This is a genomic window from Olsenella sp. An270 (genome assembly GCF_002159735.1).
In the GTDB taxonomy this organism is placed as follows: Bacteria; Actinomycetota; Coriobacteriia; order Coriobacteriales; family Atopobiaceae; genus Thermophilibacter.
Window position 1 is genome coordinate 68,334 of record NZ_NFJF01000003.1, and the last position, 24,952, is coordinate 93,285.

29 protein-coding genes are annotated in these 24,952 nt (G+C 67.6%); 14 read left to right on the plus strand and 15 right to left on the minus strand.

What is annotated here, in order from left to right; all coding sequences use genetic code 11:
- Nucleotides 1-161 precede the first annotated feature (161 nt).
- The 3 genes from B5F73_RS09475 (at nt 162) to B5F73_RS04410 (ending at nt 1,348) form a co-directional block, all read left to right on the plus strand.
- Nucleotides 162-647, plus strand: coding sequence for a DUF1016 N-terminal domain-containing protein (locus B5F73_RS09475; protein WP_239379798.1), 486 nt, complete (start codon nt 162-164; stop codon nt 645-647).
- A 34-nt stretch (nt 648-681) separates the two neighbouring features.
- Nucleotides 682-975: a PDDEXK nuclease domain-containing protein gene (locus B5F73_RS09480; RefSeq protein WP_239379799.1), complete on the plus strand. Its 294-nt coding sequence runs from the start codon at nt 682-684 to the stop codon at nt 973-975.
- Between the two features lie 64 nt (nt 976-1,039).
- On the plus strand, nt 1,040-1,348 hold the full coding sequence (locus B5F73_RS04410; RefSeq protein WP_143803133.1) for a hypothetical protein: 309 nt from the start codon (nt 1,040-1,042) through the stop codon (nt 1,346-1,348).
- Nucleotides 1,349-1,694: 346 nt separating this feature from the next.
- Here B5F73_RS04410 and B5F73_RS04420 read toward each other — a convergent pair whose 3' ends face one another.
- Nucleotides 1,695-2,183: a prolyl-tRNA synthetase associated domain-containing protein gene (locus B5F73_RS04420; protein WP_087226966.1), complete on the minus strand. Its 489-nt coding sequence runs from the start codon at nt 2,181-2,183 to the stop codon at nt 1,695-1,697.
- 54 nt (nt 2,184-2,237) lie between these two features.
- Between B5F73_RS04420 and B5F73_RS04425 the strand changes: the two genes are divergently transcribed.
- Nucleotides 2,238-3,731, plus strand: a complete 1,494-nt coding sequence (locus tag B5F73_RS04425) for a peptidase S10 (RefSeq protein ID WP_087226968.1) — start codon at nt 2,238-2,240, stop codon at nt 3,729-3,731.
- On the opposite strand, the gene B5F73_RS04430 is transcribed toward B5F73_RS04425, so the two are convergent.
- A complete protein-coding gene (locus B5F73_RS04430) occupies nt 3,732-4,394 on the minus strand; it encodes an MBL fold metallo-hydrolase (protein ID WP_087226970.1) in 663 nt (220 codons plus the stop codon).
- Nucleotides 4,395-4,451: 57 nt separating this feature from the next.
- Here B5F73_RS04430 and B5F73_RS04435 point away from each other — a divergent pair, with 57 nt between their 5' ends.
- The gene (locus B5F73_RS04435) at nt 4,452-4,979 is read left to right on the plus strand and encodes a flavin reductase family protein (RefSeq protein WP_087226972.1); all 528 of its coding nucleotides are present in this window, start codon (nt 4,452-4,454) and stop codon (nt 4,977-4,979) included.
- A 57-nt stretch (nt 4,980-5,036) separates the two neighbouring features.
- On the opposite strand, the gene B5F73_RS04440 is transcribed toward B5F73_RS04435, so the two are convergent.
- Nucleotides 5,037-5,333 carry a hypothetical protein gene (locus B5F73_RS04440; protein WP_087226974.1) on the minus strand — a complete coding sequence of 99 codons (297 nt, stop codon included), beginning with the start codon at nt 5,331-5,333 and terminating at the stop codon, nt 5,037-5,039.
- Nucleotides 5,334-5,413: 80 nt separating this feature from the next.
- Entirely contained in the window at nt 5,414-6,466 is a 1,053-nt protein-coding gene (locus tag B5F73_RS04445; protein ID WP_087226976.1) for a Gfo/Idh/MocA family oxidoreductase, read from the minus strand.
- Between the two features lie 80 nt (nt 6,467-6,546).
- Here B5F73_RS04445 and B5F73_RS04450 point away from each other — a divergent pair, with 80 nt between their 5' ends.
- A complete protein-coding gene (locus B5F73_RS04450; RefSeq protein ID WP_087226978.1) occupies nt 6,547-7,545 on the plus strand; it encodes a hypothetical protein in 999 nt (332 codons plus the stop codon).
- Nucleotides 7,546-7,584: 39 nt separating this feature from the next.
- On the opposite strand, the gene B5F73_RS04455 is transcribed toward B5F73_RS04450, so the two are convergent.
- Nucleotides 7,585-8,505, minus strand: a complete 921-nt coding sequence (locus B5F73_RS04455; RefSeq protein WP_087226980.1) for a LysR family transcriptional regulator — start codon at nt 8,503-8,505, stop codon at nt 7,585-7,587.
- A 212-nt stretch (nt 8,506-8,717) separates the two neighbouring features.
- Between B5F73_RS04455 and B5F73_RS04460 the strand changes: the two genes are divergently transcribed.
- From B5F73_RS04460 to B5F73_RS04470, 3 genes are all read left to right on the plus strand, one after another.
- Nucleotides 8,718-10,025: a putative ABC transporter permease gene (locus tag B5F73_RS04460; protein WP_239379800.1), complete on the plus strand. Its 1,308-nt coding sequence runs from the start codon at nt 8,718-8,720 to the stop codon at nt 10,023-10,025.
- 61 nt (nt 10,026-10,086) lie between these two features.
- The gene (locus B5F73_RS04465; protein ID WP_087226984.1) at nt 10,087-10,491 is read left to right on the plus strand and encodes a tetraspanin family protein; all 405 of its coding nucleotides are present in this window, start codon (nt 10,087-10,089) and stop codon (nt 10,489-10,491) included.
- A complete protein-coding gene (locus B5F73_RS04470; protein WP_087226986.1) occupies nt 10,491-11,846 on the plus strand; it encodes a hypothetical protein in 1,356 nt (451 codons plus the stop codon). Before B5F73_RS04465 ends, B5F73_RS04470 begins: the two co-directional genes overlap by 1 nt.
- Here B5F73_RS04470 and B5F73_RS04475 read toward each other — a convergent pair.
- The 4 genes from B5F73_RS04475 to B5F73_RS04490 form a co-directional block, all read right to left on the minus strand.
- Complete coding sequence (locus B5F73_RS04475; RefSeq protein WP_087226988.1) at nt 11,843-12,964, minus strand: ATP-binding cassette domain-containing protein; 1,122 nt, start codon at nt 12,962-12,964, stop codon at nt 11,843-11,845. The two genes, B5F73_RS04470 and B5F73_RS04475, sit on opposite strands and share 4 nt — an antisense overlap.
- A complete protein-coding gene (locus tag B5F73_RS04480; RefSeq protein WP_087226990.1) occupies nt 12,961-13,995 on the minus strand; it encodes an iron ABC transporter permease in 1,035 nt (344 codons plus the stop codon). The genes B5F73_RS04475 and B5F73_RS04480 overlap by 4 nt, the downstream gene beginning before the upstream one ends.
- A 1-nt stretch (nt 13,996) precedes the next feature.
- The gene (locus B5F73_RS04485; RefSeq protein WP_158094761.1) at nt 13,997-15,130 is read right to left on the minus strand and encodes an ABC transporter substrate-binding protein; all 1,134 of its coding nucleotides are present in this window, start codon (nt 15,128-15,130) and stop codon (nt 13,997-13,999) included.
- Nucleotides 15,131-15,259: 129 nt separating this feature from the next.
- Entirely contained in the window at nt 15,260-17,209 is a 1,950-nt protein-coding gene (locus B5F73_RS04490; protein WP_087226994.1) for an acyltransferase family protein, read from the minus strand.
- 100 nt (nt 17,210-17,309) lie between these two features.
- Here B5F73_RS04490 and B5F73_RS04495 point away from each other — a divergent pair, with 100 nt between their 5' ends.
- Nucleotides 17,310-18,155: an alpha/beta hydrolase gene (locus B5F73_RS04495; protein WP_087226996.1), complete on the plus strand. Its 846-nt coding sequence runs from the start codon at nt 17,310-17,312 to the stop codon at nt 18,153-18,155.
- A 90-nt stretch (nt 18,156-18,245) separates the two neighbouring features.
- Here the strand turns inward: B5F73_RS04495 and B5F73_RS04500 are convergent, their stop codons facing one another.
- A complete protein-coding gene (locus B5F73_RS04500) occupies nt 18,246-19,688 on the minus strand; it encodes a radical SAM protein (RefSeq protein WP_087226998.1) in 1,443 nt (480 codons plus the stop codon).
- A 144-nt stretch (nt 19,689-19,832) separates the two neighbouring features.
- Here B5F73_RS04500 and B5F73_RS04505 point away from each other — a divergent pair, with 144 nt between their 5' ends.
- Complete coding sequence (locus tag B5F73_RS04505; protein WP_143803134.1) at nt 19,833-20,477, plus strand: TetR/AcrR family transcriptional regulator; 645 nt, start codon at nt 19,833-19,835, stop codon at nt 20,475-20,477.
- A gap of 83 nt (nt 20,478-20,560) precedes the next feature.
- Here B5F73_RS04505 and B5F73_RS04510 read toward each other — a convergent pair whose 3' ends face one another.
- A complete protein-coding gene (locus B5F73_RS04510; protein WP_087227002.1) occupies nt 20,561-21,034 on the minus strand; it encodes a universal stress protein in 474 nt (157 codons plus the stop codon).
- Nucleotides 21,035-21,166: 132 nt separating this feature from the next.
- Between B5F73_RS04510 and B5F73_RS04515 the strand changes: the two genes are divergently transcribed.
- Genes B5F73_RS04515 through B5F73_RS04525 form a run of 3 tightly spaced genes read left to right on the plus strand, consistent with a single transcriptional unit; the run spans nt 21,167 to nt 22,772 of the window.
- A complete protein-coding gene (locus B5F73_RS04515) occupies nt 21,167-22,006 on the plus strand; it encodes an MBL fold metallo-hydrolase (protein WP_087227003.1) in 840 nt (279 codons plus the stop codon).
- Between the two features lie 44 nt (nt 22,007-22,050).
- Entirely contained in the window at nt 22,051-22,254 is a 204-nt protein-coding gene (locus tag B5F73_RS04520) for a hypothetical protein (protein WP_087227005.1), read from the plus strand.
- A gap of 14 nt (nt 22,255-22,268) precedes the next feature.
- Complete coding sequence (locus B5F73_RS04525) at nt 22,269-22,772, plus strand: NUDIX domain-containing protein (protein ID WP_087227006.1); 504 nt, start codon at nt 22,269-22,271, stop codon at nt 22,770-22,772.
- Between the two features lie 14 nt (nt 22,773-22,786).
- On the opposite strand, the gene B5F73_RS04530 is transcribed toward B5F73_RS04525, so the two are convergent.
- The 4 genes from B5F73_RS04530 to B5F73_RS04545 form a co-directional block, all read right to left on the minus strand.
- Complete coding sequence (locus B5F73_RS04530) at nt 22,787-23,185, minus strand: pyridoxamine 5'-phosphate oxidase family protein (protein WP_087227007.1); 399 nt, start codon at nt 23,183-23,185, stop codon at nt 22,787-22,789.
- Nucleotides 23,186-23,224: 39 nt separating this feature from the next.
- Entirely contained in the window at nt 23,225-23,719 is a 495-nt protein-coding gene (locus B5F73_RS09485) for a hypothetical protein (RefSeq protein WP_239379801.1), read from the minus strand.
- 5 nt (nt 23,720-23,724) lie between these two features.
- Complete coding sequence (locus B5F73_RS04540) at nt 23,725-23,934, minus strand: helix-turn-helix transcriptional regulator (protein WP_087227011.1); 210 nt, start codon at nt 23,932-23,934, stop codon at nt 23,725-23,727.
- A 304-nt stretch (nt 23,935-24,238) separates the two neighbouring features.
- On the minus strand, nt 24,239-24,880 hold the full coding sequence (locus B5F73_RS04545) for a TetR family transcriptional regulator (RefSeq protein ID WP_087227013.1): 642 nt from the start codon (nt 24,878-24,880) through the stop codon (nt 24,239-24,241).
- Between the last annotated feature and the right edge of the window lie 72 nt (nt 24,881-24,952).

Here is a 24,952-nt window from a genome sequence, read left to right on the forward strand (position 1 = left end):
GCCCCCCAATGGTACGTGTCGGCGGGTGACTAGGGGTAATAGGGACTGGTCACACTTGAAGCTCTCGGGCGGTCACGCGCCCCCGTCTTCCGGCACCCGCAAAGTCCGGAGCTCACAGTCTGTGCAGGTTTATTTGCCGTGAGTGAAACGGGGGCTCAACTATGGCCAAGAACTCCATAAAGCAGTTTGACGAGAAGAACGACGAGCGAGTCTACGTGTCCGTTCGCGAGACGTTGGAGTCCGTGCGCGGCAAGGTGGAGCGTGCCGTCAACAGCGCCATGGTCGAGGCGTACTGGGAGATCGGGCGTCAGATCGTGGAGGCGACGGGCGAGCGCGCGGAGTACGGGAAGCATCTTCTTCAGTACTTGTCCGAGAGGCTGACGGCGGAGTATGGGAAGGGATTTACGGAGAGGAACTTGCGCCAGATGCGTTCTTTCTATCTGGCGTTTCCAATTCGGCACACATTGTGTGCCGAATTGAGCTGGTCAATTTATCGGCGTCTAACGCGTATACCTGACCGAGAGCAGCGTGAGTTTTACATGCGTGCAGCGGCTGAGGAACATTGGACGGTCCGTCAGCTCGACCACCAGATCGCGACGTTCTATCGCGAGCGCCTGCTCTCCCCGCAGGGCGAGTTACTACGTTGACCTCGTCTTTTACAACATCAAGCTCAAGTGCTATGTGCTTATCGAGCTCAAGACTCGTCCGCTCAACGCCAAGGACGTGGGCCAGATGGACTTCTATGTCCGCCTGTTCAACGAGAAGCACGCGGGCCCTGACAACAACCCGACCATCGGTCTCATCCTCTGCTCGAGCTCCGATCGGACGGTAGCGAAGTACTCCGCTCTTGCCGACGGCAAGGGGCTCTTCGCATCGAGCTACGTCACGTGCCTGCCTACCGAGGAGGAGCTGACCGACGCCCTCGAGCCCACGCGCCGCGCGATCGCGGAGGCCCGGGCGGAGCGAGAGGAATGATTCATTCATTTGGATGCCAATGCTTCCTTCTGTCTTGAAACGGCCAAAGGAGATGATGAATGCTATGGGTAAACTAGTGGGAAGGAGACTGAGGGGGCTGGTTCAGGTGATGTGGAGCTATGTGCAACTCGCCGACGAGACACAGATTGCCTACTCCGACCTTCGCGAGGATGGCACGCTCGAGGTTGCCGTAGAGAGGCCCGTTGACATGGGCTTCGATTCCGCGCGATGCCTGTTGCCGGCTCATAGGTGGTTTGATGTATCGGGTTTTTCGGGTGAAGAGATGGCAGAGCTCGACTCTTTTGTCCGGAACAATGCGCCGTTTATCTTTGAGCTGGCAGAGCGTCGTGCCTCAGGGCAGGCGATTGCCTAATGCCGAAAATCCTGACGTTTGGGCAATACATCTTGTTCTTTTGGATTGCCGAGAACGGTGAGCCCGTTCATGTCCATGTTGCGGTCAGAAGGCCAAGCGAAGGTGCAACTAAGTTTTGGCTAACTGCGGCAGGAGGTTGCATTCTGGCGAGCAACGGGAGCGAAATTCCCGAAAAGGACCTTCGGGATATTGCAAAGCTGATAACGTTCAACCATGGCTACATCTGCAATCGTTGGCGCGAGGTCTTCGGAGAAGCTGACGTCACGTTCTATAGGTAGGGCGATTGTGAACTCAGCGCGTTCACAATTCAGATCCGGCACACGTAGCGTGTCGAATTGACGGGGCGCTACAGGTCGACCACGCGGACGTCGTGGCCGCGCTCGCGCAGTAGCGCGATCAGGTCCGACGTGGCGAGAAGAACGGTTGCGGTGTTGTCGCAGGGGTGAACGGTCAGGTGTCCAGCGTCGACGAGCGCCTGGTCGATCACGACCTCCACGCGTCGCTCGACGTCGTTGAGCGCGCCGAGCGGCGTGACGGCGCCCGGCACCAGGCCGAGCATCGATCGCAGGTCCTTCTCGCTCGCAAACGAGAGCCGCCGTGAGCCCAGGCGCTCCTGAACCTCACGCAGCGAGACGTTCTTCTCGTCCGGAAGGCAGACGAGGTAGTACGCGCGGTGCTTGTCGTCCCGCAGGAAGAGGTTCTTGGCGCCGAGCTCGCGATGGGGAATGCCCGCGGCTACGGCCTCCGCGACGGTGTAGACCGCCACGTGCTCGTAGAGCTCGTAGGCAATCTCCTCGCGGTCAAGCAGCACCAGCGTCTCGGCTTTTCCGTACATGCGGACCTCCCGCAGCGCTACCATGTGGCCAGGAACATGACGTCAGGAGACAGTATGGCAGACGAGCAGAGCGTCCAGCAGCAGGCAACCCAGGCGACGGACGAGGTGATCACGGCCCCGGCCGAGAAGCGCCTGGACCTCCCGGAGGCCGCGAGCAAGGACTTCACGTGGGAGGCAGACGGCCAGCGCATCGACTACACCGCCACGGCTGCCCACCTCGACGTCCGCGCGGACACCGGCTCGCTGATCGGCAAGATGTTCAGCCTCTCCTACGTGGCCAAGCCCGAGGGCGAGAGCGCCGACCGCCCCGTGACCTTCTGCTACAACGGCGGCCCGGGCAGCTCGTCGGTCCCCGTGAACCTCGGCGGCATCGGCCCGCGCCGCGTGGCCACCGACGGCACCGCGCATCTCTCGCTGCCCGCGCGCGTGGAGGACAACCCCCACACGCTGCTGCGCCAGAGCGACCTCGTCTTCCTGGACGCGCTCGGCACCGGCTACTCCGCCATCGCCGAGGGTGTGGACCCCAAGACCGTCTGGGGCGTGGACGGCGACGCGGACGCCTTCGCCCGCGCCATCGTCGCGTGGCTCACGGCCAACCACCGCTGGGGCTCGCCGGTCTACCTCTTTGGCGAGTCGTACGGCACAATCCGCAACGCCGTCCTCATGCGCGTGCTGGGCGAGAAGAACGTGCCCGTGCGCGGCGTCGTCATGCTCTCCGCGATCTTTGACTGGGTGCAGACCCTGCCCGGCGAGGACCTGTACTACCTGGGCATGCTTCCCACCTTCGCCGCGACGGCCCGCTACTTCGGCCGCGCCGGCAAGGGCTTCGACGAGCTCCAGTGGTTCGAGGACGCGATGGACTTCACCGAGCGCGTCTACGCCCCGGCGCTGCTGCGCGGCGACCGCCTGCCCGCGCGCGAGAGGGCTTCCGTGGCGCGGCGCATCTCCAAGCTGATCGGCCTTCCCGCCGAGCAGATCGAGCGCTGCAACCTGCGCGTGGACCTCGACACCTTCCGTCGCAGCCTGCTCGCAGACGAGGGCCTGGTCACCGGCCGCCTGGACACGCGCTTCACCTCGGCCGCGCCGCTGCCGGTCCAGGGCTCCACGGCCTTCTTCGCTGCCGAGGACCCGGCCGACGACGCGGTGGAGAGCGTCTGGCACGCCGCCTTCCGCGCGCACCTCGACGAGATCGGCTTTGCCGGCGCGCCCACCTACCTCGTGAGCAACTACGGCAAGGTGGGTGTGGCCTGGAACTGGACGCACGAGGAGCCCGGCACGGAGGAGCCCGCCACCGCGCCCAACGTCACCTACGACATCGCCGTGGCCATGAAGCGCAACCCCACGATGCGCCTGCTCATCCTCGGCGGCCGCTACGACGCGGCGACCACCTACTGGAACGTGGTGCACGACATGTCCTGCCTGTTCCTGCCGCCCGCCCTCAAGGAGCGCGTGAGCTACCGGCTCTACGGCTGCGGCCACATGGCCTACGTCGACGTGCCCACGCTCGAGGCCATGGGAGCCGACCTCGCGGAGTTCTACGCGCTCTAGCTAGCGCTCGAGCTTCTTGACGACCTCGATCGCGGGGTCCACCGCAGCGGCGAAGGCGTCGAAGTTGGCGTAGGTGCCGACGATGCTGCCGTAGTGGGTGGGCACCGCGGCGCGCGGCCGCAGCGCGTTCACGAAGGCCGCGGCCTGGCGCGGGTCGCAGGTGTAGGTGCCGCCGATCGGCACGAGCGCCACGTCGCAGCTCACGGTCTCGTTGTCGGCGTTCTGGTCCGTGTCGCCCGAGACGTAGTAGCGCGTGGGCTCGCCGTCGAGCGTCACCACGTAGCCGAGCCAGCCGTTCTCGCGCGGGTGCATCGCCAGGCGCTCCGGCTCCACGTTGTACGCGCCCACCGCCTCCACGGAGAGCCCCGGCAGCTCGATCTTCTCGCCCGCGCCCATGAGGTGCGTCGCGGCCGCGTCCAGCCCCGCGACCTCGCGCCCCGTGCCCGCCGGCGCTACGAGCACGGTCTTCTCGCCCGCCACACGCGCGTAGTCCTCGGGCGAGAGGTGGTCGTAGTGGGCGTGCGTGATCAGCACGTAGTCCGCGTCGTGCGCGGCCTCGGCGTCGGTCAGCGCAAAGGGGTCGAAATAGGCGACCGTGCCGCCCACGCCAACGATCCGGATGGCGCTCTGGGTGAACACGCGGACGTTCTCGAGGCTGCTCATGGCGGCTCCCCTCCTATAATCGGGTCAACCAGATTCTACGTTGAGCCGGAGGCAATCATGCGCGAGAAGATCGACGTCGCCGAGTACGCACCCACCATCCTGCGCGAGCTGCCGAGCGGCGTGCTGCTCACCGCGAGCGTGGACGGCCGCGCCAACCCCATGACCATCGGCTGGGGCACGTTGGGCATCGAGTGGGGCAGGGAGCTCTTCGTGGCGTACGTCCGCAGCAGCCGCTTCACGCACTGCCTCATCGAGGAGAGCGGCGAGTTCACGGTCAGCGTGCCCATGCGCACGGGCGAGAAGGACCACGATCAGCGTATCAACCAGATTCTGGCGGTCTGCGGCTCCAAGAGCGGCCGCGACATCGACAAGGTGGCCGAGCTCGGCCTCACGCTCGTGGACGGCGAGGAGGTGGCCGCGCCCGCCATCCAGGAGCTGCCGCTCACGCTGGAGTGCCGCGTGCTCCACAAGAGCGAGCAGGACGAGGCGCTCCTCCCGGACGACTTGCGCGAGCGCTACTACGCCGCCGACGCCCCGCACACCGCCTACTACGCCCAGATCGTCTCAGCCTACCTCCTGAGCTAACGAAAAGGGGCCGCCCCTCGTCGGGCGGCCCCTCCTCGCGGGTTCTTGTCGGCCTTCCTACTTCTTGCCGAAGAGGCCGCCGAGGCTGTCGGCGATGCCGCCGAGGGGGCTGTTCTCGAGCAGGCCGCCGAGGTTGCCGGCGATGCCGCCCAGGTCGAGGCCGCCGAGGTCGAGGCTGCCGTCGGCGATGCCGTTCTTCACGCCGTCGATAATCTGGGAGAGGTCGCCCTCGCCGAGCTCGAGACCGGTGATGCCCTCGATCGTGCCCTTGGGGTCGGAGATGAGCTCCCGGAGCTTCTCGGGGGCGTCCGCGAGGGCAGCGGAGACCTGCGCGATGATTGCCTGAACGTCCATGTGCTTCCTTTCGTCGTGCGCCGGTGCTCGGCGCGCTTGCCTCTCTAGGGTAGCGGGTCGCGGACCCGAGAAGGAGGGGTTCAAACAGCCGGAGAGGGCTGCGGGCCGCTGCCCATTCGTGCGCGCACGGCGGCGAGCAGCTCGGCGCAGCGTAGCGAGGTCGCGAGCGGCATGACGGGCGACTCCGTCTCGCCCGCGAGCAAAAGCCCCACAAAGTGCGCGACCTCGGCGTAGAGATCGTCCACGGGGTAGGGGACCTCCAGCTCTACGGGCTTCTCGCCCACGCGCTCAAGCCGGGCGCGCTGTGGCCGGTGCATTTCCTCGACGACGATGCGCCCCTCGGTTCCCACAAGGACGGCCTCGCGCGGGTTTCCCTGGTCGCAGGCGGTGACCAGGCGCGCGCTCACGTCGCCGGCGCGCAGCTCGGCGTCCGTGAACGTGTCCACGCCGCGCACCCAGCGCGCGCGGGCGCCGAGGACCTCGATCGGTTCCGTCAGGTAGTCGGTCAGCCAGGCGGCGCAGTATATTCCGGAGTCGAGCAGGTTGCCGCCGCCCACGGGGTCGGACATATAGTCCGCGCCGCTGGCCACGCGCTCACCCATGTCGCTGCAGAGCCCGGTCTCCACGCGCGTCAGCCGTCCGATCGCGCCGTTCTCCACGAGTTCGCGAACGCGCAGGTAAAGCGGCTCAAAGCGGGTCTTGGTGGCCTCCATGAGCAGCAGGTTCTCGGAGCGCGCCGCGCGGGCGAGAAGAACCGTCTCCTCGAGGCTCGCGCAGAGCGGCTTCTCGCAGAGCACGGCCTTGCCGGCGCGCAGGGCCGCGAGCGACCACTCGAGGTGCAGGGCGGGCGGCAGTGCCACGTAGACCGCGTCCACGTCCGGGCGGGCGAGAAGGGCGGCGTGCGCGGAGCCGGCCACGCTGCCGAGTCCCTCGTCGGAGAGGGTGCCGTCCTCGCCCACGCCGTACGCCGCCGCGGACGCGACGGCCTTTGCGGCGCTGCGGCAGCTGATTGCCACGATCTCGGAGCGCGGCTCGCGCGCGAGGCTGCGCGCGAAGCGCTGCGCGATCCTGCCCGCACCGACGATTCCCCAGCGCACGCTCTTCTCGGCGCATGCTCCACCAATGGGTGACATTGGTCTCCCTTGCCTGACAACTGTGGTGTCTGGCTGCTAATATACCTGAGTTTTCGCTGATAAAACCTGAAGGGAACACCGTGAAGAACTCTGAGATCTACCGCCGCACGCTGAAGTTCTCCGTCATGCGCCTCGTGCGGACCGTGCTGTGCCTCGTCCTGCTTGCCGCCCTGCCGCTCGTCGCGTTCGTTGCCACGGGCCTTGCCGGTCTGGACGAGACGGTGCAGCTTGCCGCGACGGGCGTTGCGTTCATTGTCGCGCTCGTCGTCTTCTACCTTGTCGCGCACTATGGCGGCTACCTGCTCACGGCTGGTCAGGTTGCCATGATCACCGAGGGCGTCGCCACCGGGCAGCTCCCCGCGGACACCTACGAGGCGGGCAAGCGCGCTGTGAGGAGCCGCTTTGCCACGGCGAGCGTCTACTACGGTCTGTGGAGCGTCACCAAGGCCATAACCAACGAGATCTCCTCCGGCATGAACGCAATCGCCCGCGGGATCGACGGTGACAACCAGAACGGCGCCGCCTCCGTCGTCGCTGGGATTATCTCGGCCGTCGTGGGCGTGGTGCTCGAGTACCTCAACTACTGCAGCCTGGGCTGGGTCTTCCTTCACGGTGAGCAGTCCGCGTTCAAGAGCACCTGCGACGGCGCCGTCGTCTACTTCCAGAACTGGAAGACCCTCATGAAGAACTCCGCCAAGGTAATCGCGATCACCCTCGTCTCGCTTGCGCTCATTGGCGGCGCATTCTTTGGCGTTGCGTACCTCGTGCTCGGCTCCATCGAGCCGCTCACGGCCGTCCTCTCTCAGATTGACGCCACCGCCACGCTCGAGGACGGTACCGCCGTGCCCGCCGGCACCTCGCTGATCGTGCTGTGCGCCGTGATTGCCCTCGTGCTCTGGAGCGGTATCCACGGCGCCTTTGTTAAGCCCTACCTTCTCGTCTCCGTTATGCGCCGCTACATAGAGGCCGGTCGTGCGGACACGCCGAAGGTCGACGTCTACGAGAAGCTCTCCGGCATGTCCAAGGGCTTCAAGAAGGCCCTCGACCGTGCCGGGGAGGAGGCTCCCTCGGCCGCGTAGCCGCACGCGCACGAGACAAAGGGGACAGGTTCGTTTGTCTCAGTAGCCCTCGGAGCTCAGGAGCCGTTTCAGGAGCGAGAACTCGTTCCTGCAGAACTGGTCGAGTCGCTCGACCTCAGGTCGTCGCGGTCCCTCGGGCAGCACGAGGCACACCGGGACCGTGGGCGCGTCGGCCGGGTCCAGGTCATGCATCGTGGCGAAGGGCAGAATGCTGAGTGCCTTGAGGTAGACGCCCATTATGTAGCCGTCCCGGCTCTCGAGGAAGTCGACGACTCCCTCGTTGGTGTCAACGTTTACGAGCGGGGAGGCCAGCCCGGCTTTCCGGCAGGTGACGAGCACCGTCTCGTTGAAGCCGTCGATTCTGTCGTTCCAGAGCACGGGATAGGGCTCAAGGTCGGCAAAGGACAGCCGCCGCTTGCCGCGCAGCGGGTGCCGGCGACCCAGAAAGATGCCGGGTGCAACCGTCCCGATCTGGGCGCACGTGCACCCGGGGGCGTCCAGCCGACCAATCGTGAACAGGGCGTCGAGCGCGCCGGCTCGCAGGCTTGCGAGCGCGTCGTCCCCCACGCGGACGGAGAGGCTCGTCTCGACCCCGAGGGAGTGCGCCATGAGGTGCGCCACGATGCCGCAAATGAACTCGTGCTTGGAGAAGGGCGGCGTGACAAGGGCCAGCCTGAGGTCCCCCCTGGTCGCGGGGCCGTCCTGCCACGAGGAGGCAATCTGCTCGATCGAAGTGACCCCCTCGGTCACCCTGCGCGCGGGCTCGAGCAGCGTCTCCCCCAGGGGCGTGAGACGCATGCCCCGCCCCTCGCGGACGAACAGCGCCCCGCCAAGCTCCTCCTCGAGCTCGTGCATGGACTTCGAGACGGCCTGGACCGTGACGCCTTCGGCTCGCGCGGTAGCGGAGAAGTTTCCCGTGCGCGCCGCCCGATAGAAGAACTGAAGCTGCCGAATGTTCATGAGTGTGAGTGTCCTTGTGGGACGAGTGTGGGTTCAGGAGCAGTGTAGGACGGAACCGCGGGAGTGCCCCGTGGCGAGAAGGACGTGCGCTCGAAATATCAACCATCGCTTGACTATTCGGAAAATGCAAGCGCTGCGGCCTTAAGGTCTCCTTCAGTCAGGTATCGTCTACTCCGTATGCCTGTATGTGTGTCACCTTTCAAGGAGCTCGCATGACCCCAGAGACACAAGCCGAACCCAAGAACGCCAAGCAGAAAATGCCGCTCGCCTACCGGCTCTACGGCCTGTTCTGCATTCTGCTCGGCGCGTACACGCTCTTTGCCGTGGTTATGTTTGCGGCACTCATGACCTGGGCGCTCCAGACCGACCCGTCGATGATCATCGTTGGCACCGACCCCACGCTGCCCGTGGTCCTTCTCGTCATCTCGTACCTGATCACCTTCGCGGACGGCATCGCACTCATCGTCTTTGGCCGCATGCTGCGCAAGGGCAGCCGGCGCAACGCCGTGCTCATCTCCCACGTGCTCATCGCGACGTCCGTGGTGCAGATCCTGTTCAAGCTGATGCTGCAGGGCGTCGACCTCTCGCTTATCCCCGACGCCATCCAGCTCTTCCTGCTGATCGCGGTCTCGGTCACCGTTGACCCGTCGCTCAAGCAGGAGCGTGCGCTCCAGCGCCGCGTGCGCGACATGGTGGAGCGCGAGGCCGCCGAGGAGGGCATGCTCGGCCGCGACTACGAGGGCAAGGGCTACATCGAGCTCAACTTCTTCAACCTGTTCTGGGTCTTTGTGATCTGCTGCTTCCTCGGCCTCATAATCGAGACCGTCTACCACTTTGCCGTCGTGGTTCCCGGTGAGATCCAGGACCGCGCCGGCCTGCTCTTTGGCCCGTTCTCGCCCATCTACGGCTTTGGCGCCGTGCTCATGACCGTGGCGCTCAACCGTTTCTACAAGGCCAATCCGGTGATCATCTTCGTGGTCTCCGCCGTGATCGGCGGCCTGTTCGAGGCAGCGACCTCGCTCTTCATGGAGCTTGGCTTTGGCGCCGTGGCCTGGGACTACTCCGGCTCCACGATCTTCGGGCTCTTCCCCGATCCGATTGCGGTCATCTTTGCCGGCCGCACCTCCACGCTCTTCATGTGCATGTGGGGCGTGCTCGGCTTTGTGTGGATCAAGCTCTGCCTGCCGTGGATGCTCAAGCTCATCAACCTCATCCCGTGGAAGGTCCGCTACTCGTTCACCACGCTCTGCGCCGTCCTCATGCTCGTGAACGGCGTCATGACGCTCGAGGCGCTGGACTGCTGGTTCGAGCGCCTCTCGGGCATCCCGCAGACCACGCCCATCGAGCAGTTCTACGCCGAGCACTACGACAACGACTACATGGCGCACCGCTTCGAGTCCATGACCATCACGCCGGACGACTCCGCCCGTGTGGACGGCGCCGGGCGCACCGACGCGGCCGAGGCCGACGAGTCCGTGATCGAGAAGGACGCCGACGAGACGTTCGAGGACGTCGCGTGATATAGGCAAGCAAGAGGAGTCTGGTAAACGTTGGCGCCGCGTGCGCCCGGAGGGAGTTTCCATGTCCGCAGAGTGCAAGATCGTCAAGGGCCTCAGCTGGCTCATCATGCTCATCGGCCTCGCCGCCGTTGCCATGGGCGTCGTCATGTTCATGAGCGCGGGCGACGTCGCCGCGCAGATGGAGGGTGGTCCGATCAGTGCCCAGACCGCCGCCGTCATCATGATCGTGGCCGGCGTCTTTGAGTTCGTGACCGGCGTGCTCGGCGCCCGCGGCGCGAACAATCCCGCCCACCTCGGCGGCTTTATTGTCTTTGCCAGCATCATCGCAATCGTGAACGTTGCCGAGATCGTCCTGATCGTCACGGGCGGCCAGGGCACGGTCTGGATGAACGCCATCTACGTCGCTGCCGCGCTCACCGCGGTGGTCAACGCCTCGCGTGCCAAGAAGGCCGCGCTGGACCGCTAATGGCGGCTGAGGACAAGAACACGGGGGACGAGAAGGACTTCGCGCCGGAGGCCCGTCGCCGTCCGCGCTGGGGGCTGCGCGTCCTTCTCGGCCTGCTCGTCCTTCTCGTCGTGGCGGGCATCGCGCTGTTCGTGGCGGTGCAGCACCGGCTCGACCAGCGCAGCCGCGGCGAGGGCGTGGTCCAGGCCCCGAGCGAGTTCGCTGCGCTGGAGAACTCGACCGGCCGCACCGGTGCCTTCACCGCGAGCATCGACTTCACGAGCATGGCAACGGGCGCCGAGACCATCTCCACCGAGGTAGCCTGGGACGACGAGTGGTTCTTCCAGGACCCCACGGTCTACAACCACGAGCTCGCCACCACGTGCTCGGTGCTCTCGGCCGTGGCCAACTCGGAGTCCGCGTACTACCAGGCGGGCTCGAGCTCGCCGGCGTACATGGAGCAGGCGCTCGCCGAGCTGGGCTTCGAGGAGATTTCCACGGCCTCCTACCAGTATCGCAGCGAGATCTTCGACGAGGTCGTGGACTTCATCACCGGCACGGACGACGTCGTCGCCTACTCGGTGGCCACCAAGCGCGTGACCAGCGCGGACGGGGCCGAGAAGACCCTCTTTTTGGTGTCGATCCGCGGCAGCTACGGCTCCGAGTGGCTGAGCGACCTCAACATGGGCAGCGCTGCGACCTACGACATGGAGGAGATCACGCACGAGGGCTTCTCTGAGGCCGCGCGCGAGATCGTGGACGAGCTCGCGGCGCGCATCACCGAGGAGGCGGGCCTCGACGGCACCGATGACATCTGCCTGCTCTTCACCGGGCATTCCCGCGGTGCGGCCACGGCCAACATCGCCGCGGCGTATGCCGACGAGATGAGCCAGGGCATGCGCGTGCTCGCGCCGCTCTCGAGCATCTACTGCTACACCTTCGCCACGCCCACGGTTACGACCTTCGACACCGCGCACGACGCGCTCTACGACAACATCTTCAACGTCATGAACCCGAGCGACCTGGTGCCGCGCCTGCCGCTCACGGCCTGGGGCTACGAACGCTACGGCAACGACCTGTGGCTGCCTGGCTACGGAGACGAGGGATTCGACGAGGCGCACGAGGCCATGTGCGAGGTCTTCGAGGCCAACACGGGCGTGGAGAGCCCCTACGTCCCCGAGGATCGCGAGCGCGTGGACAAGCTCGTGGAGAACTTGGGACGCGAGATCCCCACGGCCGACGACCTCGCGACGCTCGGTGGAGGCGCCACCGTCGTGAAGGACCTTCTCGCCGACGTGAACCCCATGCAGGTCCTCTACGGCCACTATCCGAGTGTCTACATCGCCTGGATGCAGTCGCTGGACACCCTCGGCTAACGCTGCGGCGCGTCGTCGCGCACGGGGATTCCGGCCGTGCGCGCGGCGTCGAGCAGCTCGGCGTTGCGGGCGTTCATCGTGTGGAACTCGCGTATGCAGCAGATGACCTCGCGGCAGGTGAGGAGGAGCTCGCGGGCGCGGGCCACGGACTCGGCGCTCACGGGCTCGAAGTCGCGCTCGAAGACCGCCCGGCTCGCGAGGCTGCGCGCGAGCAGGCCGTCCGCGTCGTGCTCATGGAGCACGCCCGTGGCGAACGGGACGCACTCGCGCGCCAGACGCCGAAAGCAGGACGCGCCCGTCCCGCCGCCCGCGATGACGAAGACCTCGGGATCGCCCTCGGGCCGAGCGAGCTCGACGCTGCCAAACGCCGGATCGTAGGCGCCCGGCGCCAGGTCGTAGAGCTCGGCGACGCGCTCGGCGGTGAAGACCTCGTCCGGCGTCCCCTGACACATGACGCATCCGTCCTTGATGCAGATCACGTGGTCGGCGGCCTTCTGTGCGAGGTCGACCTCGTGCAGCGACGCCACCACGGCGATGCCGCGCTCGCGCGCCTCCCGGCGCAGGAGACGCAGCACGTCGAGCTGCGATCGGACGTCCAGGTACGACGTGGGCTCGTCGAGCAGCAGCACCCGCGGCTCCTGGCAGAGGGCGCGGGCGAGAAGGACGCGTTGCCGCTGCCCGTCGCTCACGTGCGCAAAGTCGCGCTCCGCGAGTGCGAGCACGCCCGTGGCCCTCATGGCGGCGGTGACGGCCGCCTCGTCCTTCTCGCCCAGCACGCCGAGCCGACCGGTGAACGGGTGGCGTCCCGCCTCCACGACGTCGCGGCAGGTGAGGAGCTCGGTCTGGGGGCGTCCGGTGAGCATGACGGACATGGTGCGGGCGCGCTCGGTCGCCGGGACGTCGGGCAGGTCGCGACCGAGCAGCTCCACGGTTCCCCCGAGGGCGCGCAGCTGGCCTGCCACGGTGCGCAGGATCGTGGTCTTGCCGGAGCCGTTGGGGCCGATCAGCGCTACGACCTGGCCGGGGCGCACCGCGAGGCAGACGTCGCGCACGAGCGCGCGCCGACCGTGCCCCACGTCGAGCCCTCGCAGCTCCAGCAGGCTGTCCCTCTCGCTCATCGGGGCCTCCCGCGGAGCATGAGGGCGATCACGACCGGCGCGCCAAAGACGGCGGTGACGGCGCTCACGGAGAGCTCGACCGGTGAGAAGAGCGTGCGCGCGACGAGGTCGCACCCGCAGCAGAACGCGGCGCCCGTGAGGAAGCACGCCGGCGTCACGAGGAGCGGCCGCGACGAGCCTGCGCCGCGCCGTGCGAGATGGGGGGCGGCGATGCCCACGAACGAGACGGGCCCGGCAAAGGCCGCCACGCACGCGGAGAGCAGGCTGGACACGAGCACGATGAGCATGCGCAGCGCGCCCACGTTCACGCCCACGCTCTGCGCGTAGGGCTCGCCCAGCTGGTAGGCCCCGAGCGGCTTGGAGAGCGCGAAGACCGCCGCGCCGGCGACGAGCACGACCACGGCGACGATCCCCACGTCGGCCCACGTGGCGCCCGAGAAGCTCCCGCGCGACCAGTTGTCCAGGTTCACGATGGACTGGTCGTCGGCAAAGGCGACGAGGAAGTTGGTGGCAGCCGAGCAGATGTAGCCCACCATCACGCCTGCCACGATGAGCGTGCCCTGCGAGCGCACGCGCCTCGAGATGAGCAGCACGAACCCCATCGTGGCGAGCGAGCCGGCGAGCGCCGCCGCGACGGACGCCGCCGGGCTCATGACCTGCCCCGCCCCCAGCACCACGACCATCACCACGGCCACCACGAGCTTGGCGCCCGACGAGACGCCCAGCACGAACGGGTCGGCGATGGGGTTGGCGAAGAAGGTCTGCAGCAGGAAGCCCGAGAGCGAGAGCGCCCCGCCCAGGAGCACCGCCTCGACGACGCGCGGCAGGCGGATCTGCCAGATGACCTGCGTTGCGGTAGAGGCGTCGCCGGGACCGGCAACGAGGGTGCCGAGCACCTCCGCGGGCGTGGTCTCCACGCTGCCCAGGCACAGGCTCGCCACGAAGAGGGCCGCCAGGCCGAGAAGGACCGCGAGGTCGAACGCGACCGCCCGACGCACCCGCGAGTCCTTGTCGCCGACCGCCCGCGCCATGCTAGGCAAGCCTCCAGACGAAGGTCGTGGGCTCGTCCGTCCCGGCGAGCGCGACGCGCAGGTCGTAAATGATGTCAGCCATGCTCGTCATCTGCTGGTAGAGGTTGGAGTCGCAGGTCCAGACGTTGCCCTCGCGCACGGCGCGGAAGTCGGCGAGCAGGGAGTTCTTCTCGACCAGCGCCTCGAGGCTGGTCACGCCCTCGTCGATCGTGCCGTTGTAGACGATGAGGTCGGTGTCGCGCGCCCCCTCGTAGAAGCGCTCCATCTCCACGGTGATCGTGGTGGGGGAGGAGTCTGTGGCCCCCTCCTCGGCAAAGCTCACGTACTCGCCGCCCGCCGCCTCGATCATCTGGCAGAAGTAGTCGCCGTCGCGGCGCGTCACAGCGGCGCCGTCCTCGTTGATGTAGAAGAAGGCTACGGTCCTGCCGAGCGGGCCCTCGGCCGCAGCCTCCTCCACGCGCTCCGCGACGTCGTCAAAGACCTCGGCGGCCTCGTCCTCGCGACCAAAGAACGCGCCCATGAGCTTGATCCACTCCAGGCGCCCGAGCATGTCCTCCTCGCGGCTGGACTGCTCCATGAGTACGGTTACGCCCAGCTCCTCGAGCTTGGCGCGGACCTCGGGCACGTGGTCGATGTTGGTGTTCTCGATCGCGAGCGGACAGCCGGTGGCGGCGATGAGCTCGTAGTCGGGCTCGCGGTAGAGGCCGCCGTAGGCAACGGTGCCGTCCTCCAGGCGCTCGGTGAAGGCCTCGACCGGGGAGTCCTCGGCACGCACGGAGGAGACGCCCACGGCGTCGAGCGCGCCGATCGCGTCCACGAGGCAGATCATGCCGGTGGAGACCAGGTAGACGTTCGAGAGCGGCTGCCGGATCACGGCGACGTCGTCGGGGAGCCCTGCCGGGGGCTCGGCGCCCTCGGGGACGACGAGGAGGCGGTCGCCGCTCGCGAGGGTCGCGAGTCGGTAGCCGCCCTCGTAGGCGTCGAGCGTGAACTGCGTGGCATGGGAGAGGGCCACGGGGGTGGGCTTCCCGAGCGCGGCGAGGCCAGCGCCGTCGCCCTCGTCGGTGGAGCAGCCCGCCAGTGCCAGCGGCGCGAGGAGCCCGAGGGCCACGGCGGATCTGCGGGTGAGTGACATGGCCCTCCAGTCGGACGAACGTGCGTCCCACCATGATACGTCTCGGGCGACCATACACACCTATCCAAAAATGGGTCCCGAGGGGTGAAAAACAGGTAGGTGTGTATGGTCGGCCAAAGTAGAGGCCGACTACCGTCCGCAGAGCGCCTGGCGGATGAGCTGCGAGAACGCCGTCATGCCCGCCTCGGTGAGGTGCACCCCGTCATCAACCAGGTACTCGCTGTGCCCCTCGCTGGCCCCGCACCAGTCGATGATCCCCACGTTGTCGTTTTGGGCCGCGTAGCGCCGCAGGATCTCGTTGTTGAGGTCCTGCAGCGGGTAGGGGCTGCGGATGGTGACGAAGTACACGGGCTTGCCGCCCACGGCGTCGATCAGCGCCTGAACCGTGGACTCGTCGCGGATAAGGCTGTTGCCGCCCAGCGCGAAGACGACGGCGTCCGGGTCGTACCCGCTTGCGACGTCAGCGGCGTAGACGTCCTGGCCCACGTAGAGCTGACGGCTCACCGCACCGTCGACGAGCGCCTCGGGCAGCGTCGCGCGCAGCGTGGGCGCCGCGCCCTCGGTCACGGAGTCGCCGATGATGAGCACGCGCGCGTCGCAGGTCCCGCTTGCCTCGTCGTAGGTCCACGACTCCCAGGGGAGGTTGGCGGGCATCTTCTCGGCGATGGGTCCCTCCTGCGCGGGCTCCTCCTCAGCCGGCTCCGGCTCCTGCTGGGGCGCCGCGAGCTCGGGTCGCAGCGCCACGGCCCTCGCATCGGCGAGGGCCTGCCAGTCGACGGGGGCGACCGCAAGCGCCCCGACCGCCCCCGCGCCGAGCACCGCGAGGCAGACGGGCACGGCGACGGGCGCCGTCCCTCGCGCCCTGCGCCGCGATGCCCCCTTCCGGCCGAGGCGCGCGCACGGCGCTTCCACGAGCCGGTAGAAAATCTCGGCGACGACCAGCGTCAGCGCGACCTGCAGCGCCTGCTCCCACCAGGCCGGCGACGTCGTGCGCGTGGCGGGGTTCATGAGGATGAGTATCGGGTAGTGGACCAGGTAGACCGAGAAGGACCTCGTGCCGAGCCAGCGCAGCGGCGCCGCGGAGAGCACGCGGCCGAGCGGGCACCCGACCACCTGGACGCAGGCGAGAAGGGCCGCGGTCGCGAGCGCCGCCGCGAGGTAGCCGCCGCGGTACATGAGCGGGTCCTCGCCGTTCGCCAGCACGAATGCGGCGCCGAGCGCGGCGAGGCAGACGAGCCCCGTGAGCGTGGCAGCGATGACCGCCCCCGTGCCCGGACGGCCCTCCCCGTCCCTCGCCTGAGGCAGCGCGAGGGCAACGACCGCGCCGGCCAGGAGCTCCGCCGCGCGGGCGTCGGTGCCGTAGTAGACGCGCGCCGTGTCCCCGGAGGGGTCGAAGAGCAGGGCCATCAGCGCGAACGAGACGACCATGAGGGCGCAGGAGGTCGCGAGCGCGCGACGCCGGCGGCGCGAGCCCGCGCTACGCCACACCACCATGAGCACGAGGGGCCACACCACGTAGAACTGCATGACCACGCCGAGATACCACAGGTGCGTGAGCGGAGAGGGGAGGCCCGCCGCCTGGAAGTACGACACCTGGCGGAAGACGTAGGACCAGTTGCCGAGGAAGAGCGCCGACGGCAGGGCGTCCGCCTGCACCTTGGGCAGCAGGCTCGGGCTCACGAGGTAGGTCGCGAGGGCCGTGAGCGCGATGGTCACGAGCACGGGCGGTAGCAGGCGTGCCCCGCGGCGCAGCAGGTAGCGGCCGTAGCCAAAGTCACCGCGCTCCAGCGCGCCTGTCACCGACCGCGTGGCGAGGAAGCCCGTGATGACGAGAAACACCGTGACGCCGAGAAATCCCCCCTGCAGGGCGGACGGCCGAAGGTGGTAGAGCACCACGCCCGCGATCGCGAGGGCGCGCAGGCCGTCGATGGTGCCGATGCGGCGCGTGGGGGCCGCGGGCGCGGGTCCCTTCTCTGCCCCCTGGCGGGGCGTCGGTGGGGCCGCGACGGGCGCGAGGTGCGAGGCGTCCCTCGGGGTGGGCCTCCTGACGGTCCTGGGCGTGGGGGCGTGGTCGGTCATGAGCTCTCCTTTCCGCCCGTCATTGTAGACGCTGGGAGACACGGCCGCCGCACGCTTCCCGTATGATGGTTGAAACCTCAACCACCAGCGAGGAGGCGTCATGCGCATAGAGAAAATCGAGCTGCCCGCGTCCGGCTACGGGACCAAGGTTGCCACGCTCACCGCCTACGTCCAGGACAACCTGAAGGACCAGGCGCAGCGCCGCCGCCCGGCCGTCGTGGTCTGCCCCGGAGGCTGCTACGAGCTCTGCTCCGACCGCGAGTCGGAGCCGATCGCGCTCGCCCTCGTCGCGCGCGGCCTCCAGGCCTTCGTGCTCGACTACGCGGTGCTCGAGCCGGGTGCCACCGCGCCGCTGCTGCCCGCGCCGCAGGTCGACCTCGCCCATGCGGTCGCGACGGTCCGCGCGCACGCGGACGCGTGGCACGTGGACGAGGGGAGCGTCGGGCTTCTCGGCTGCTCGGCCGGGGCGCACCTCAGCGCCACGTACGTCGCGCTGATGCGCGACGAGGCGTTCCTCGCCCGTTCGGGCGTCGCCGCCGGGGAGGCGCGGGCGGACTGGCAGGTCCTCTGCTACCCAGCGATCGACCTCGACCTGGGCTGGCTGTCAGACCCGTCTGACGTCGACCGCCTCTGCCCCGAGGACTCGCCGCTGCGCCGTGCGCAGGACCTCGTGAGCGCGGCCACGCCGCCCACGTTCCTCTGGCACACCGCCCCGGACGCCACGGTCCCGGTGCGCAACTCCTACCTCTACGCGGGCGCGCTCGCCGAGCACGGCGTGGACCACGAGTGTCACGTCTTCCACGCCGGGCGTCACGGCCTCTCGCTGGCGACGCGCGAGAGCGAGCACTATCCCGGCGACGTGGTCCCGCACGTGGCCCACTGGCTCGACCTCGCGGTCGAGTGGCTGAAGGATATGCGTCGCGATTGTACGCGGACATCTCATTAGGGCTCATCTGAGGACAAAACTACGCCTGCGCACAATCGGGAAAGTGGACGGCCCCCAATGCCCGAGTCGCCGGACAGTTAGGGGCCCGACCTACAGCCTTGGCATGGGCTCCTTTGTGAGGTCGCGCCCCACGCGCTCGAGGCGCGTGACGTCGGTCTCGGCCTGCCCCTCGTGCCAGTCGGCGCGCTTGGCGTGGTCGGGGTCGGCGGGGTCGTTCCACAGGCGCTCCGCCACCGGCGCCCACGCCGCGGCGGCAGGCGCGGTCTTCTCGCGCAGCTCCTCCGGGGACTCCTGCTCCACGAGGTCCGTGCAGCGCGCGCCCGTCTGAGCCACCATGCGCGGCAGGTCGTCAGGGTTCTCCAACATGGGGCAGGGGCGCAGGTGGTTGGTGTTGAACGGCTGGCCCTCGTAGTACTTCATGAAGAGCGGGGAGCGCAGCGCGTCGAGCAGGCTGTCCTCGTGGATGTTGGCGTTGGCGTAGTGGATGAAGACGCACGGCTCCACGTCGCCCGCGGCGTTGATGTGCAGGTAGCGACGGCCGCCGGCGATGCAGCCGCCCACGTACTCGCCGTCGTTCTGGAAGTCCAGCGTGAAGAGCGGCTTCTCGCCACGCATCCGGCGAACAAAGCGGTACATGCGCTCGCGCTGCTCGGGCGTGGGCATGAGGTCGGCGCTCGCCGCGCGACCCACGGGCATGAAGTGGAAGTACCAACAGAAGAGCGCGCCCTTCTCGATCATCCAGTCCATGTTCTCCTCGGTGGCGATGGCGTCGGCGTTGGCGCGCGTCCAGCAAGCAGAGATGCCGAAGGGCAGGCCGTGCTCGCGCAGGAGGACCATCGCCTGCTCGATCTTGGCGTAGGTGCCGTTGCCGCGGCGGGCGTCTGTGGTGTGCTCGTTGCCCTCTGCGCTGATGGCGGGCACAAAGTTGGCCACGCGAATCATCTCCTGGCAGAAGGCCTCGTCGATGAGGGTGGCGTTGGTGAAGCAGAGGAAGGCGCAGTCGGGGTACTTCTCGCAGATGCGGATGAGGTCGTCCTTGCGCACGAGGGGCTCGCCGCCGGTGTAGATGTAGATGTGCACGCCCAGCTCGCGGCCTTGGTCGATGATCGAGCAGATGTCCTCGTAGGAGAGGTTGAGCGCGTGGCCGTACTCCGCCGCCCAGCAGCCGGTGCAGCGCAGGTTGCAGGCGCTCGTGGGATCCAGGAGGACCGCCCACGGGATGTTGCACTGGTACTTCTCGCGAGACTTCTCCTGAACGGGCCACGCAAGGATGTTGGCGTCCACCAGGAAGCACTTGATGAGGCGCCGCCGCACCTCGGGGTTCAGGCGGAAGACGCGCAGCATGAGCTCGTACCAGTTGCTCTGGCTGTCGATGGCGTGGCGGAACGCCGCGCGCTGCGTCGGGAATACGTCCGCAGGGACGTACCGGTCGACCGTGTCCATGAGCTTGGGGATGCGGGCCTCGGGGTTCTCGTCAACGTAGTCGATGAGCTTGTAGAGCGCGGTGCGCTCCGCCGCCTGGGTCAGCGACATCTTTGATCCTTTCACTGGTTTGTAAGGGCTTTCTGTTTATACCCAGTTATGTGTAAACCAACAAATGTGGAATAATAAGGATGTCTCTTCCGTGAAAGGGGAGAAGGCGATGCCTATTCCACAGAAAGGCGGGGTGTGAGGAATATGTCCCAGGGCGAGAAGAACCGGCGGTCCGAGAGGGACGGCGGGCGCGTTGACCGGCGCGTACGCCGCAGCCGCCGAGCCATCATCGAGGCCTTCGACCGGCTGATTATTGACAAGCCGATAGACCGGATCTCCGTGAGTCTGATCGCGCGCGAGGCCGACGTCGACCGCAAGACCTTCTACCAGCATTTTGGTTCTATCGACGGGTTGCTCGACGCAATCGCCGAGGACGTGGTCTCCGAGCTGCTAGACAAGGTCGAGCTTGTCACGCGGGCAAGCTCGGGCGGTCCCGCCGATCGCCCCCTACACGCCTTCTTCGCGGCCCTTACCGAGCATCTGGGCAAGAACCTCCTGCTGCAGCAGCGCTACTGCGAGCATGTGCCCTCCGAGCTGCTCCTGGAGCATCTTGCCCGCCCGCTCGTACGCCAGTGCGTGGAGAGGGGGTTCGTGAGCGGGGGCATCCCGGACGACGAGCTGGAGATGCTGCTTGCCTTTGGGCTCGGCGGGCTCTTCTCGCTGTATCGCTGGTGGCTGCTCTCAGACCGAAGGCTGACGATTGCCGAGATGACGCAGCTGGCCTGCCAGCTTGTCGAGGGTGGCGTGCCGTCGTTTATGGAAGGGGGTGCGCGTCCCGGCAGCCTATGACGGCCACGCGCACGCCCGTCGGCGTGAGGCCCACCTGCCTGAGATGTGTGGCGGATGGGCCTCGGGCGAGTCTGTTGCGCCAGCTACTTGACCGTGAGCACCGGCACGTCAACGGAGCGCAGCACGCCAAAGCTCACGCTGCCGATCATGCCGCGCAGCGCGCCGAGGCCGCGGCGACCCATGACCACGAGGTCGATGTCATGGCTCCTCACGTAGTCGGCGATGCCCTCGACCGGCGAGGTCGCTATCACGGCGTCGGCCACGACCTGGCATTGGGCGTCGTCGCGGGTCTCGTCGATGAGCCGCTGCGCGTCGGTGCAGGCGTTCTCGGCGACGGACCTCATGATGCGCTCGTAGCTCTCGGGGTCCGGCATCGCGTAGGGCGTCTCGAGCGCGTTGGCCATCAGCGTGGGGTCGGGCAGGCTCGAGGAGGGGATGACGGTCATCACGTGCACCTTCGCCTCGGGATAGGGGCCCGCCAGGCCGAGCGCGATGTGCAGGGCGCTCTTCGCGTGCTCGGACTCGTCGTAGGGAACCAGGATGTTCTTGAAGTACATGGTTGCCTCCCTCGTCTCGAAGAAGCCGTCTACCTGCGTTATACCCCTCGTTCGGCGAGAAGGGCGTGCGCTCGGTGAGCGTTGGCGAAAACTTGCCTAAAGGGGCGTCGCCCGGGAGAATCGGAGGTCGCCATGCGCGTCACGGTACTGATGGAGAACGGCACGCCGTCGAGCCGCCTCGCTGCGCGGCACGGGCTCAGCCTGTGGTTGGAGCTCGGGGACGGTCGACGCGTCCTCTTTGACATGGGGCCCGACGACGCGTTTCTCGCCAACGCCCGCACGCTGGGCGTGGACGTGACGACGGCGGACCTGGCGGTGCTCAGCCACGGGCACTACGACCACGGTGGCGGGCTGCCTGCGTTTCTCGCCGCCTGCGACGCCGCGGGGCGAGAAGTGCCCGTCTACGTGCGCGAGCACGCCTTCGAGCAGCACGTCTCGGGAACGCCGGAGCGTCACCACGCGATCGGGCTGGACCCCGCCCTGGCTGCGGACCCGCGCGTCCGCATGGTGGGCGAGCGTTACGACCTGGGCGGCGGGCTCACGCTCCTCTCGACCACGCGCCGCGGCCACCCCGTCGCGCGCTCCAACGCGCGCCTGCTCATGCGGGGCGTCGACGGCTCTCTCACACCGGACTCCTTCGCGCACGAGCAGAGCCTCCTGGTGGAGGAGAGCGGCCGTTGCGTCCTGGTCTCCGGCTGCTCGCACGGCGGGATCCTCAACCTCATGGACGCGGCGGAGGAGGCCTGCGGCGCACCGCTCGACGCGGTGGTGGCCGGGTTTCACCTCATGGACCCCAGCGGTGGCACCGTGGAGGACGCGGGGCTCACGCGCGGGCTCGCCCGGAAGCTGGCGTCGCGCCGGGCGACCTACCTCACGTTCCACTGCACCGGCATCGACGCCTTCGCGGTCCTGCGCGACGAGCTCGGCGAGCGTGTGCGCTACCTGCACGTGGGCAGCCGCGCCGAGGTGTGACGCGTCGACGGGGTACAATTGCCCCAGTCGTCCCGGGAGGTCCCATGCAGATCATCAGTGCGCTCTTCGCGCTGCTCATCGTCGCGTTTGTCGTCTCGCTCGTCATCTCGTTTTTGGTGAACATCGTCGCCGGAGCGCTCTCCATGCTGCCCGCTATCTTCGTGATCGTGGCCATCTGGTTCTTCGTGCGCGGCGGCAAGATCCACGTCGAGTTCCCCGACCGTCGCGACCGCGACGACCGCTACTAGGGGGCGAGAGGGACATGGCGACGCCCGAGTTCATCCTTCGCCTGCGCGAGAAGATCGGCCACGACCTGCTGTGGCTCATCGGCGTGAGCGCCTACGTGGAGGACGGCGAGGGCCGCGTGCTCCTGGGCCGGCGCGCCGACACGGGGGAGTGGGCGCTCGTCTACGGCATCAACGAGCCGGGCGAGGAGCCGGCGGACACCGTTGCCCGCGAGGTCGCCGAGGAGACGGGCGTGGACGTGGTGCCCACGGACCTGGTGCGCGTGAGCGCCCAGCACTACGAGACCGTCTACGCCAACGGGGACCGGACGCAGTACCTGGACCTCATGTTCGTCTGCCGGCTCGCCGAGGGCGGGCGCTCCGTGCCGAGCGTGGCTGACGACGAGAGCCTCGAGGTGGGCTGGTTCGCGCCCGACGCGCTGCCGGAGCCGCTCGCGGCGTCGACGGTCGAGCGCCTCGCCGCGCTCGCCGCATGGCACGAGGCGGGCGCGAGCAGGGCGCTCTTCTCGTTTGGGGAGTAGTCCGGGGCGCTACGCTACCAGCGGATCGTGTAGGGGTCCTTGGTGAACGAGCAGAACGTGGCGGTCACGTTCTCCAGCGCGAAGACCTCGCAGTTGCCGTCGTCCGCGGCATACATGGGCTGCAGCTCGGGGTACTCCGCGAGCACGGCCTCGCGAGCCTCCAGGCGGTCGTCGAGCACGGCGTCGGCCTCGACGCGCAGCCACGAGCCGTCGGCGCCCGTCGCGCAGATCGCCACGCGCGGGTGGGCGAGCATCTGGTCGGAGACGGCCTTGGCCTTGCCGGTCTGGATGTAGAGCCTGCCCTCGAACTTGGCGATGGTGCCAAAGGGGCGCACCTGCGGATCGCCCTTCTCGTCCACGGTCGCCAGGAAGTACGTGGGATTGGCCTTGAGGTAGGCGAGAACCTCGTCCATGGGTGCTCCTTTCGCACGGGAACGGCTGTTGGCGCTACTTTACTCCGCTGCGGGAGCGGCGAGGCGCTGCTTGTAGTAGATCTTCACGGCGAGCAGGACGAGCGCGAGAAATACCAGCGTGGCCGCCACGGAGACCATGGACTCAAAGCCCACGAGCGCCCCGACGAAGACGGCCACCATGGCGAGCGCTGGTAGCAGCTGGACGTAGGCGCGCGCGACCTCGCGCTCGAGGTGGGCCTGGAGCTCGTCGTTCTCGCGGGCGAGGAAGCGTCGCAGCTCGGTCTCGTCTTGGAGGGCGCGGCGCAGGTTGAGGACCTGTCGTGCGGTGATGCCGGCGGCGACAGTAAACATGCCCACCATGAACCCCGAGAGAAAGCCTGAGGCGCGCACGTCTCCGCGCAGGGCGGGGAGCGCGTCGGTCGTGATGAGCGCGACCAGGGATACCCATGCGACGAACATGACGGCGAGCAGGATTCTCTCGCGACGCAGGCGGCGGCGGATGGTGGTGCGCAGCGCTTCGGCGGTGTTCTTCATGGTGATCACAGCTCCTCGTCTATCTCGGAAAAGTCAAAGACGTCCTCGATCGTGAGGCCAAAGTGCCGGGCGATCTTGTAGGCGAGCGGCAGGGAGGCGGTGTATTTGCCCACCTCGATGGACGTGATGGTCTGCCGCGTGGTGCCCACGGCGTCGGCGAGCTCGGCCTGGCTCATCTTGCGCGCGCGGCGCAGCTCCTTGATGCGCGTTCGCATGGGCCTCCTCTCGTGCCGGAGTTATGCAAAGCTTGCTTTGCAATATAAGCATAGTACGCTTTGCAAGAAATGACAAGCAGGCTTTGCAAAGAGTCGGTAAGGTCACGCATGGGGCCGCTGGGCGAGAAGTACCTGGTGCCGGAATTGGGACGTATGCGTGTGCGCGGCACGCATACGTCCCAATTCCGGCACCATTCGCACGCATATGAGGCTATTTCGGCACTGCGGCACGCAGATGCCAGAAATCAGGCGCCAGGGGTTTTCTCGCACGGGGCCCAGGCCCCGGGTTCTTCTCGACAGCGTGCTACCGTGCGTAGTGCCCGAGGCACATCCCTATGAAGTCGCGCATCTCGGCGCGGAAGTCCGTCTCGGCGCGCTCGATCTCAAGGCGTCTCAGCGCCTCGGCGATGAGCGGGTTGCTCCAGCAGGAGCTGACGAGGCCCGTAGCGTGGTAGTAGACGGCCATGAGCAGCGGCTCCACGCGCCCGGGCGCGACGCCCGTGACCTGCGGCAGGCGCTCGCGCATCTCGTCCACGTGCGCGTAGTAGCCGCGCTTGAAGTCCATGAGGCGCTCGACGGTGACGTTGGTCTCAACGATGGTAGTGAGCAGGTCGCCCAGACGGAAGTACTCCTGGTGGGCGGCAGCGACGTCTGCCCAGGCATCGGCGGCCTCGGCGGGGGCGAGCTCTGCGTCCTCGGGCAGGGCGGCGAGAAGGGCCTCGAAGTAGGCGTCGCACTCGTCGGCCGTGAGCAGGAGGAAGATCTCCTCCTTGGTGGTCACGTACTTGTAGAGGTTGGCGCGCGACCAGCCGAGCTCCTCGGCGATCGTGGTGAGCGTGATCTCGTGATAGGGGCGCACCGCGAACTGACGGCGGACGGCGCCCTTGATCTCGTCGAGACGCTGCTCCTTCTGCTCGGGGCTCCTCGCCCTGATGAACTCGGCCATGACTCCTCCGTACGGTCGCTGCGCAAAGTATACCGCAGCCAAACCACAAATAAGCGAAATCGCGTCACTTAT

Excerpts from the sequence above, each read along its gene's own strand:
- B5F73_RS09475 (WP_239379798.1), top strand. The coding sequence starts at position 162 with ATGGCCAAGAACTCCATAAAGCAGTTTGACGAGAAGAACGACGAGCGA.
- B5F73_RS04410 (WP_143803133.1), top strand. The coding sequence starts at position 1,040 with ATGGGTAAACTAGTGGGAAGGAGACTGAGGGGGCTGGTTCAGGTGATG.
- B5F73_RS04420 (WP_087226966.1), bottom strand. The coding sequence starts at position 2,183 with ATGTACGGAAAAGCCGAGACGCTGGTGCTGCTTGACCGCGAGGAGATT.
- B5F73_RS04425 (WP_087226968.1), top strand. The coding sequence starts at position 2,238 with ATGGCAGACGAGCAGAGCGTCCAGCAGCAGGCAACCCAGGCGACGGAC.
- B5F73_RS04430 (WP_087226970.1), bottom strand. The coding sequence starts at position 4,394 with ATGAGCAGCCTCGAGAACGTCCGCGTGTTCACCCAGAGCGCCATCCGG.
- B5F73_RS04435 (WP_087226972.1), top strand. The coding sequence starts at position 4,452 with ATGCGCGAGAAGATCGACGTCGCCGAGTACGCACCCACCATCCTGCGC.
- B5F73_RS04440 (WP_087226974.1), bottom strand. The coding sequence starts at position 5,333 with ATGGACGTTCAGGCAATCATCGCGCAGGTCTCCGCTGCCCTCGCGGAC.
- B5F73_RS04445 (WP_087226976.1), bottom strand. The coding sequence starts at position 6,466 with ATGTCACCCATTGGTGGAGCATGCGCCGAGAAGAGCGTGCGCTGGGGA.
- B5F73_RS04455 (WP_087226980.1), bottom strand. The coding sequence starts at position 8,505 with ATGAACATTCGGCAGCTTCAGTTCTTCTATCGGGCGGCGCGCACGGGA.
- B5F73_RS04460 (WP_239379800.1), top strand. The coding sequence starts at position 8,718 with ATGACCCCAGAGACACAAGCCGAACCCAAGAACGCCAAGCAGAAAATG.
- B5F73_RS04465 (WP_087226984.1), top strand. The coding sequence starts at position 10,087 with ATGTCCGCAGAGTGCAAGATCGTCAAGGGCCTCAGCTGGCTCATCATG.
- B5F73_RS04470 (WP_087226986.1), top strand. The coding sequence starts at position 10,491 with ATGGCGGCTGAGGACAAGAACACGGGGGACGAGAAGGACTTCGCGCCG.
- B5F73_RS04475 (WP_087226988.1), bottom strand. The coding sequence starts at position 12,964 with ATGAGCGAGAGGGACAGCCTGCTGGAGCTGCGAGGGCTCGACGTGGGG.
- B5F73_RS04480 (WP_087226990.1), bottom strand. The coding sequence starts at position 13,995 with ATGGCGCGGGCGGTCGGCGACAAGGACTCGCGGGTGCGTCGGGCGGTC.
- B5F73_RS04485 (WP_158094761.1), bottom strand. The coding sequence starts at position 15,130 with ATGTCACTCACCCGCAGATCCGCCGTGGCCCTCGGGCTCCTCGCGCCG.
- B5F73_RS04490 (WP_087226994.1), bottom strand. The coding sequence starts at position 17,209 with ATGACCGACCACGCCCCCACGCCCAGGACCGTCAGGAGGCCCACCCCG.
- B5F73_RS04495 (WP_087226996.1), top strand. The coding sequence starts at position 17,310 with ATGCGCATAGAGAAAATCGAGCTGCCCGCGTCCGGCTACGGGACCAAG.
- B5F73_RS04500 (WP_087226998.1), bottom strand. The coding sequence starts at position 19,688 with ATGTCGCTGACCCAGGCGGCGGAGCGCACCGCGCTCTACAAGCTCATC.
- B5F73_RS04505 (WP_143803134.1), top strand. The coding sequence starts at position 19,833 with ATGTCCCAGGGCGAGAAGAACCGGCGGTCCGAGAGGGACGGCGGGCGC.
- B5F73_RS04510 (WP_087227002.1), bottom strand. The coding sequence starts at position 21,034 with ATGTACTTCAAGAACATCCTGGTTCCCTACGACGAGTCCGAGCACGCG.
- B5F73_RS04515 (WP_087227003.1), top strand. The coding sequence starts at position 21,167 with ATGCGCGTCACGGTACTGATGGAGAACGGCACGCCGTCGAGCCGCCTC.
- B5F73_RS04520 (WP_087227005.1), top strand. The coding sequence starts at position 22,051 with ATGCAGATCATCAGTGCGCTCTTCGCGCTGCTCATCGTCGCGTTTGTC.
- B5F73_RS04525 (WP_087227006.1), top strand. The coding sequence starts at position 22,269 with ATGGCGACGCCCGAGTTCATCCTTCGCCTGCGCGAGAAGATCGGCCAC.
- B5F73_RS04530 (WP_087227007.1), bottom strand. The coding sequence starts at position 23,185 with ATGGACGAGGTTCTCGCCTACCTCAAGGCCAATCCCACGTACTTCCTG.
- B5F73_RS09485 (WP_239379801.1), bottom strand. The coding sequence starts at position 23,719 with ATGAAGAACACCGCCGAAGCGCTGCGCACCACCATCCGCCGCCGCCTG.
- B5F73_RS04540 (WP_087227011.1), bottom strand. The coding sequence starts at position 23,934 with ATGCGAACGCGCATCAAGGAGCTGCGCCGCGCGCGCAAGATGAGCCAG.
- B5F73_RS04545 (WP_087227013.1), bottom strand. The coding sequence starts at position 24,880 with ATGGCCGAGTTCATCAGGGCGAGGAGCCCCGAGCAGAAGGAGCAGCGT.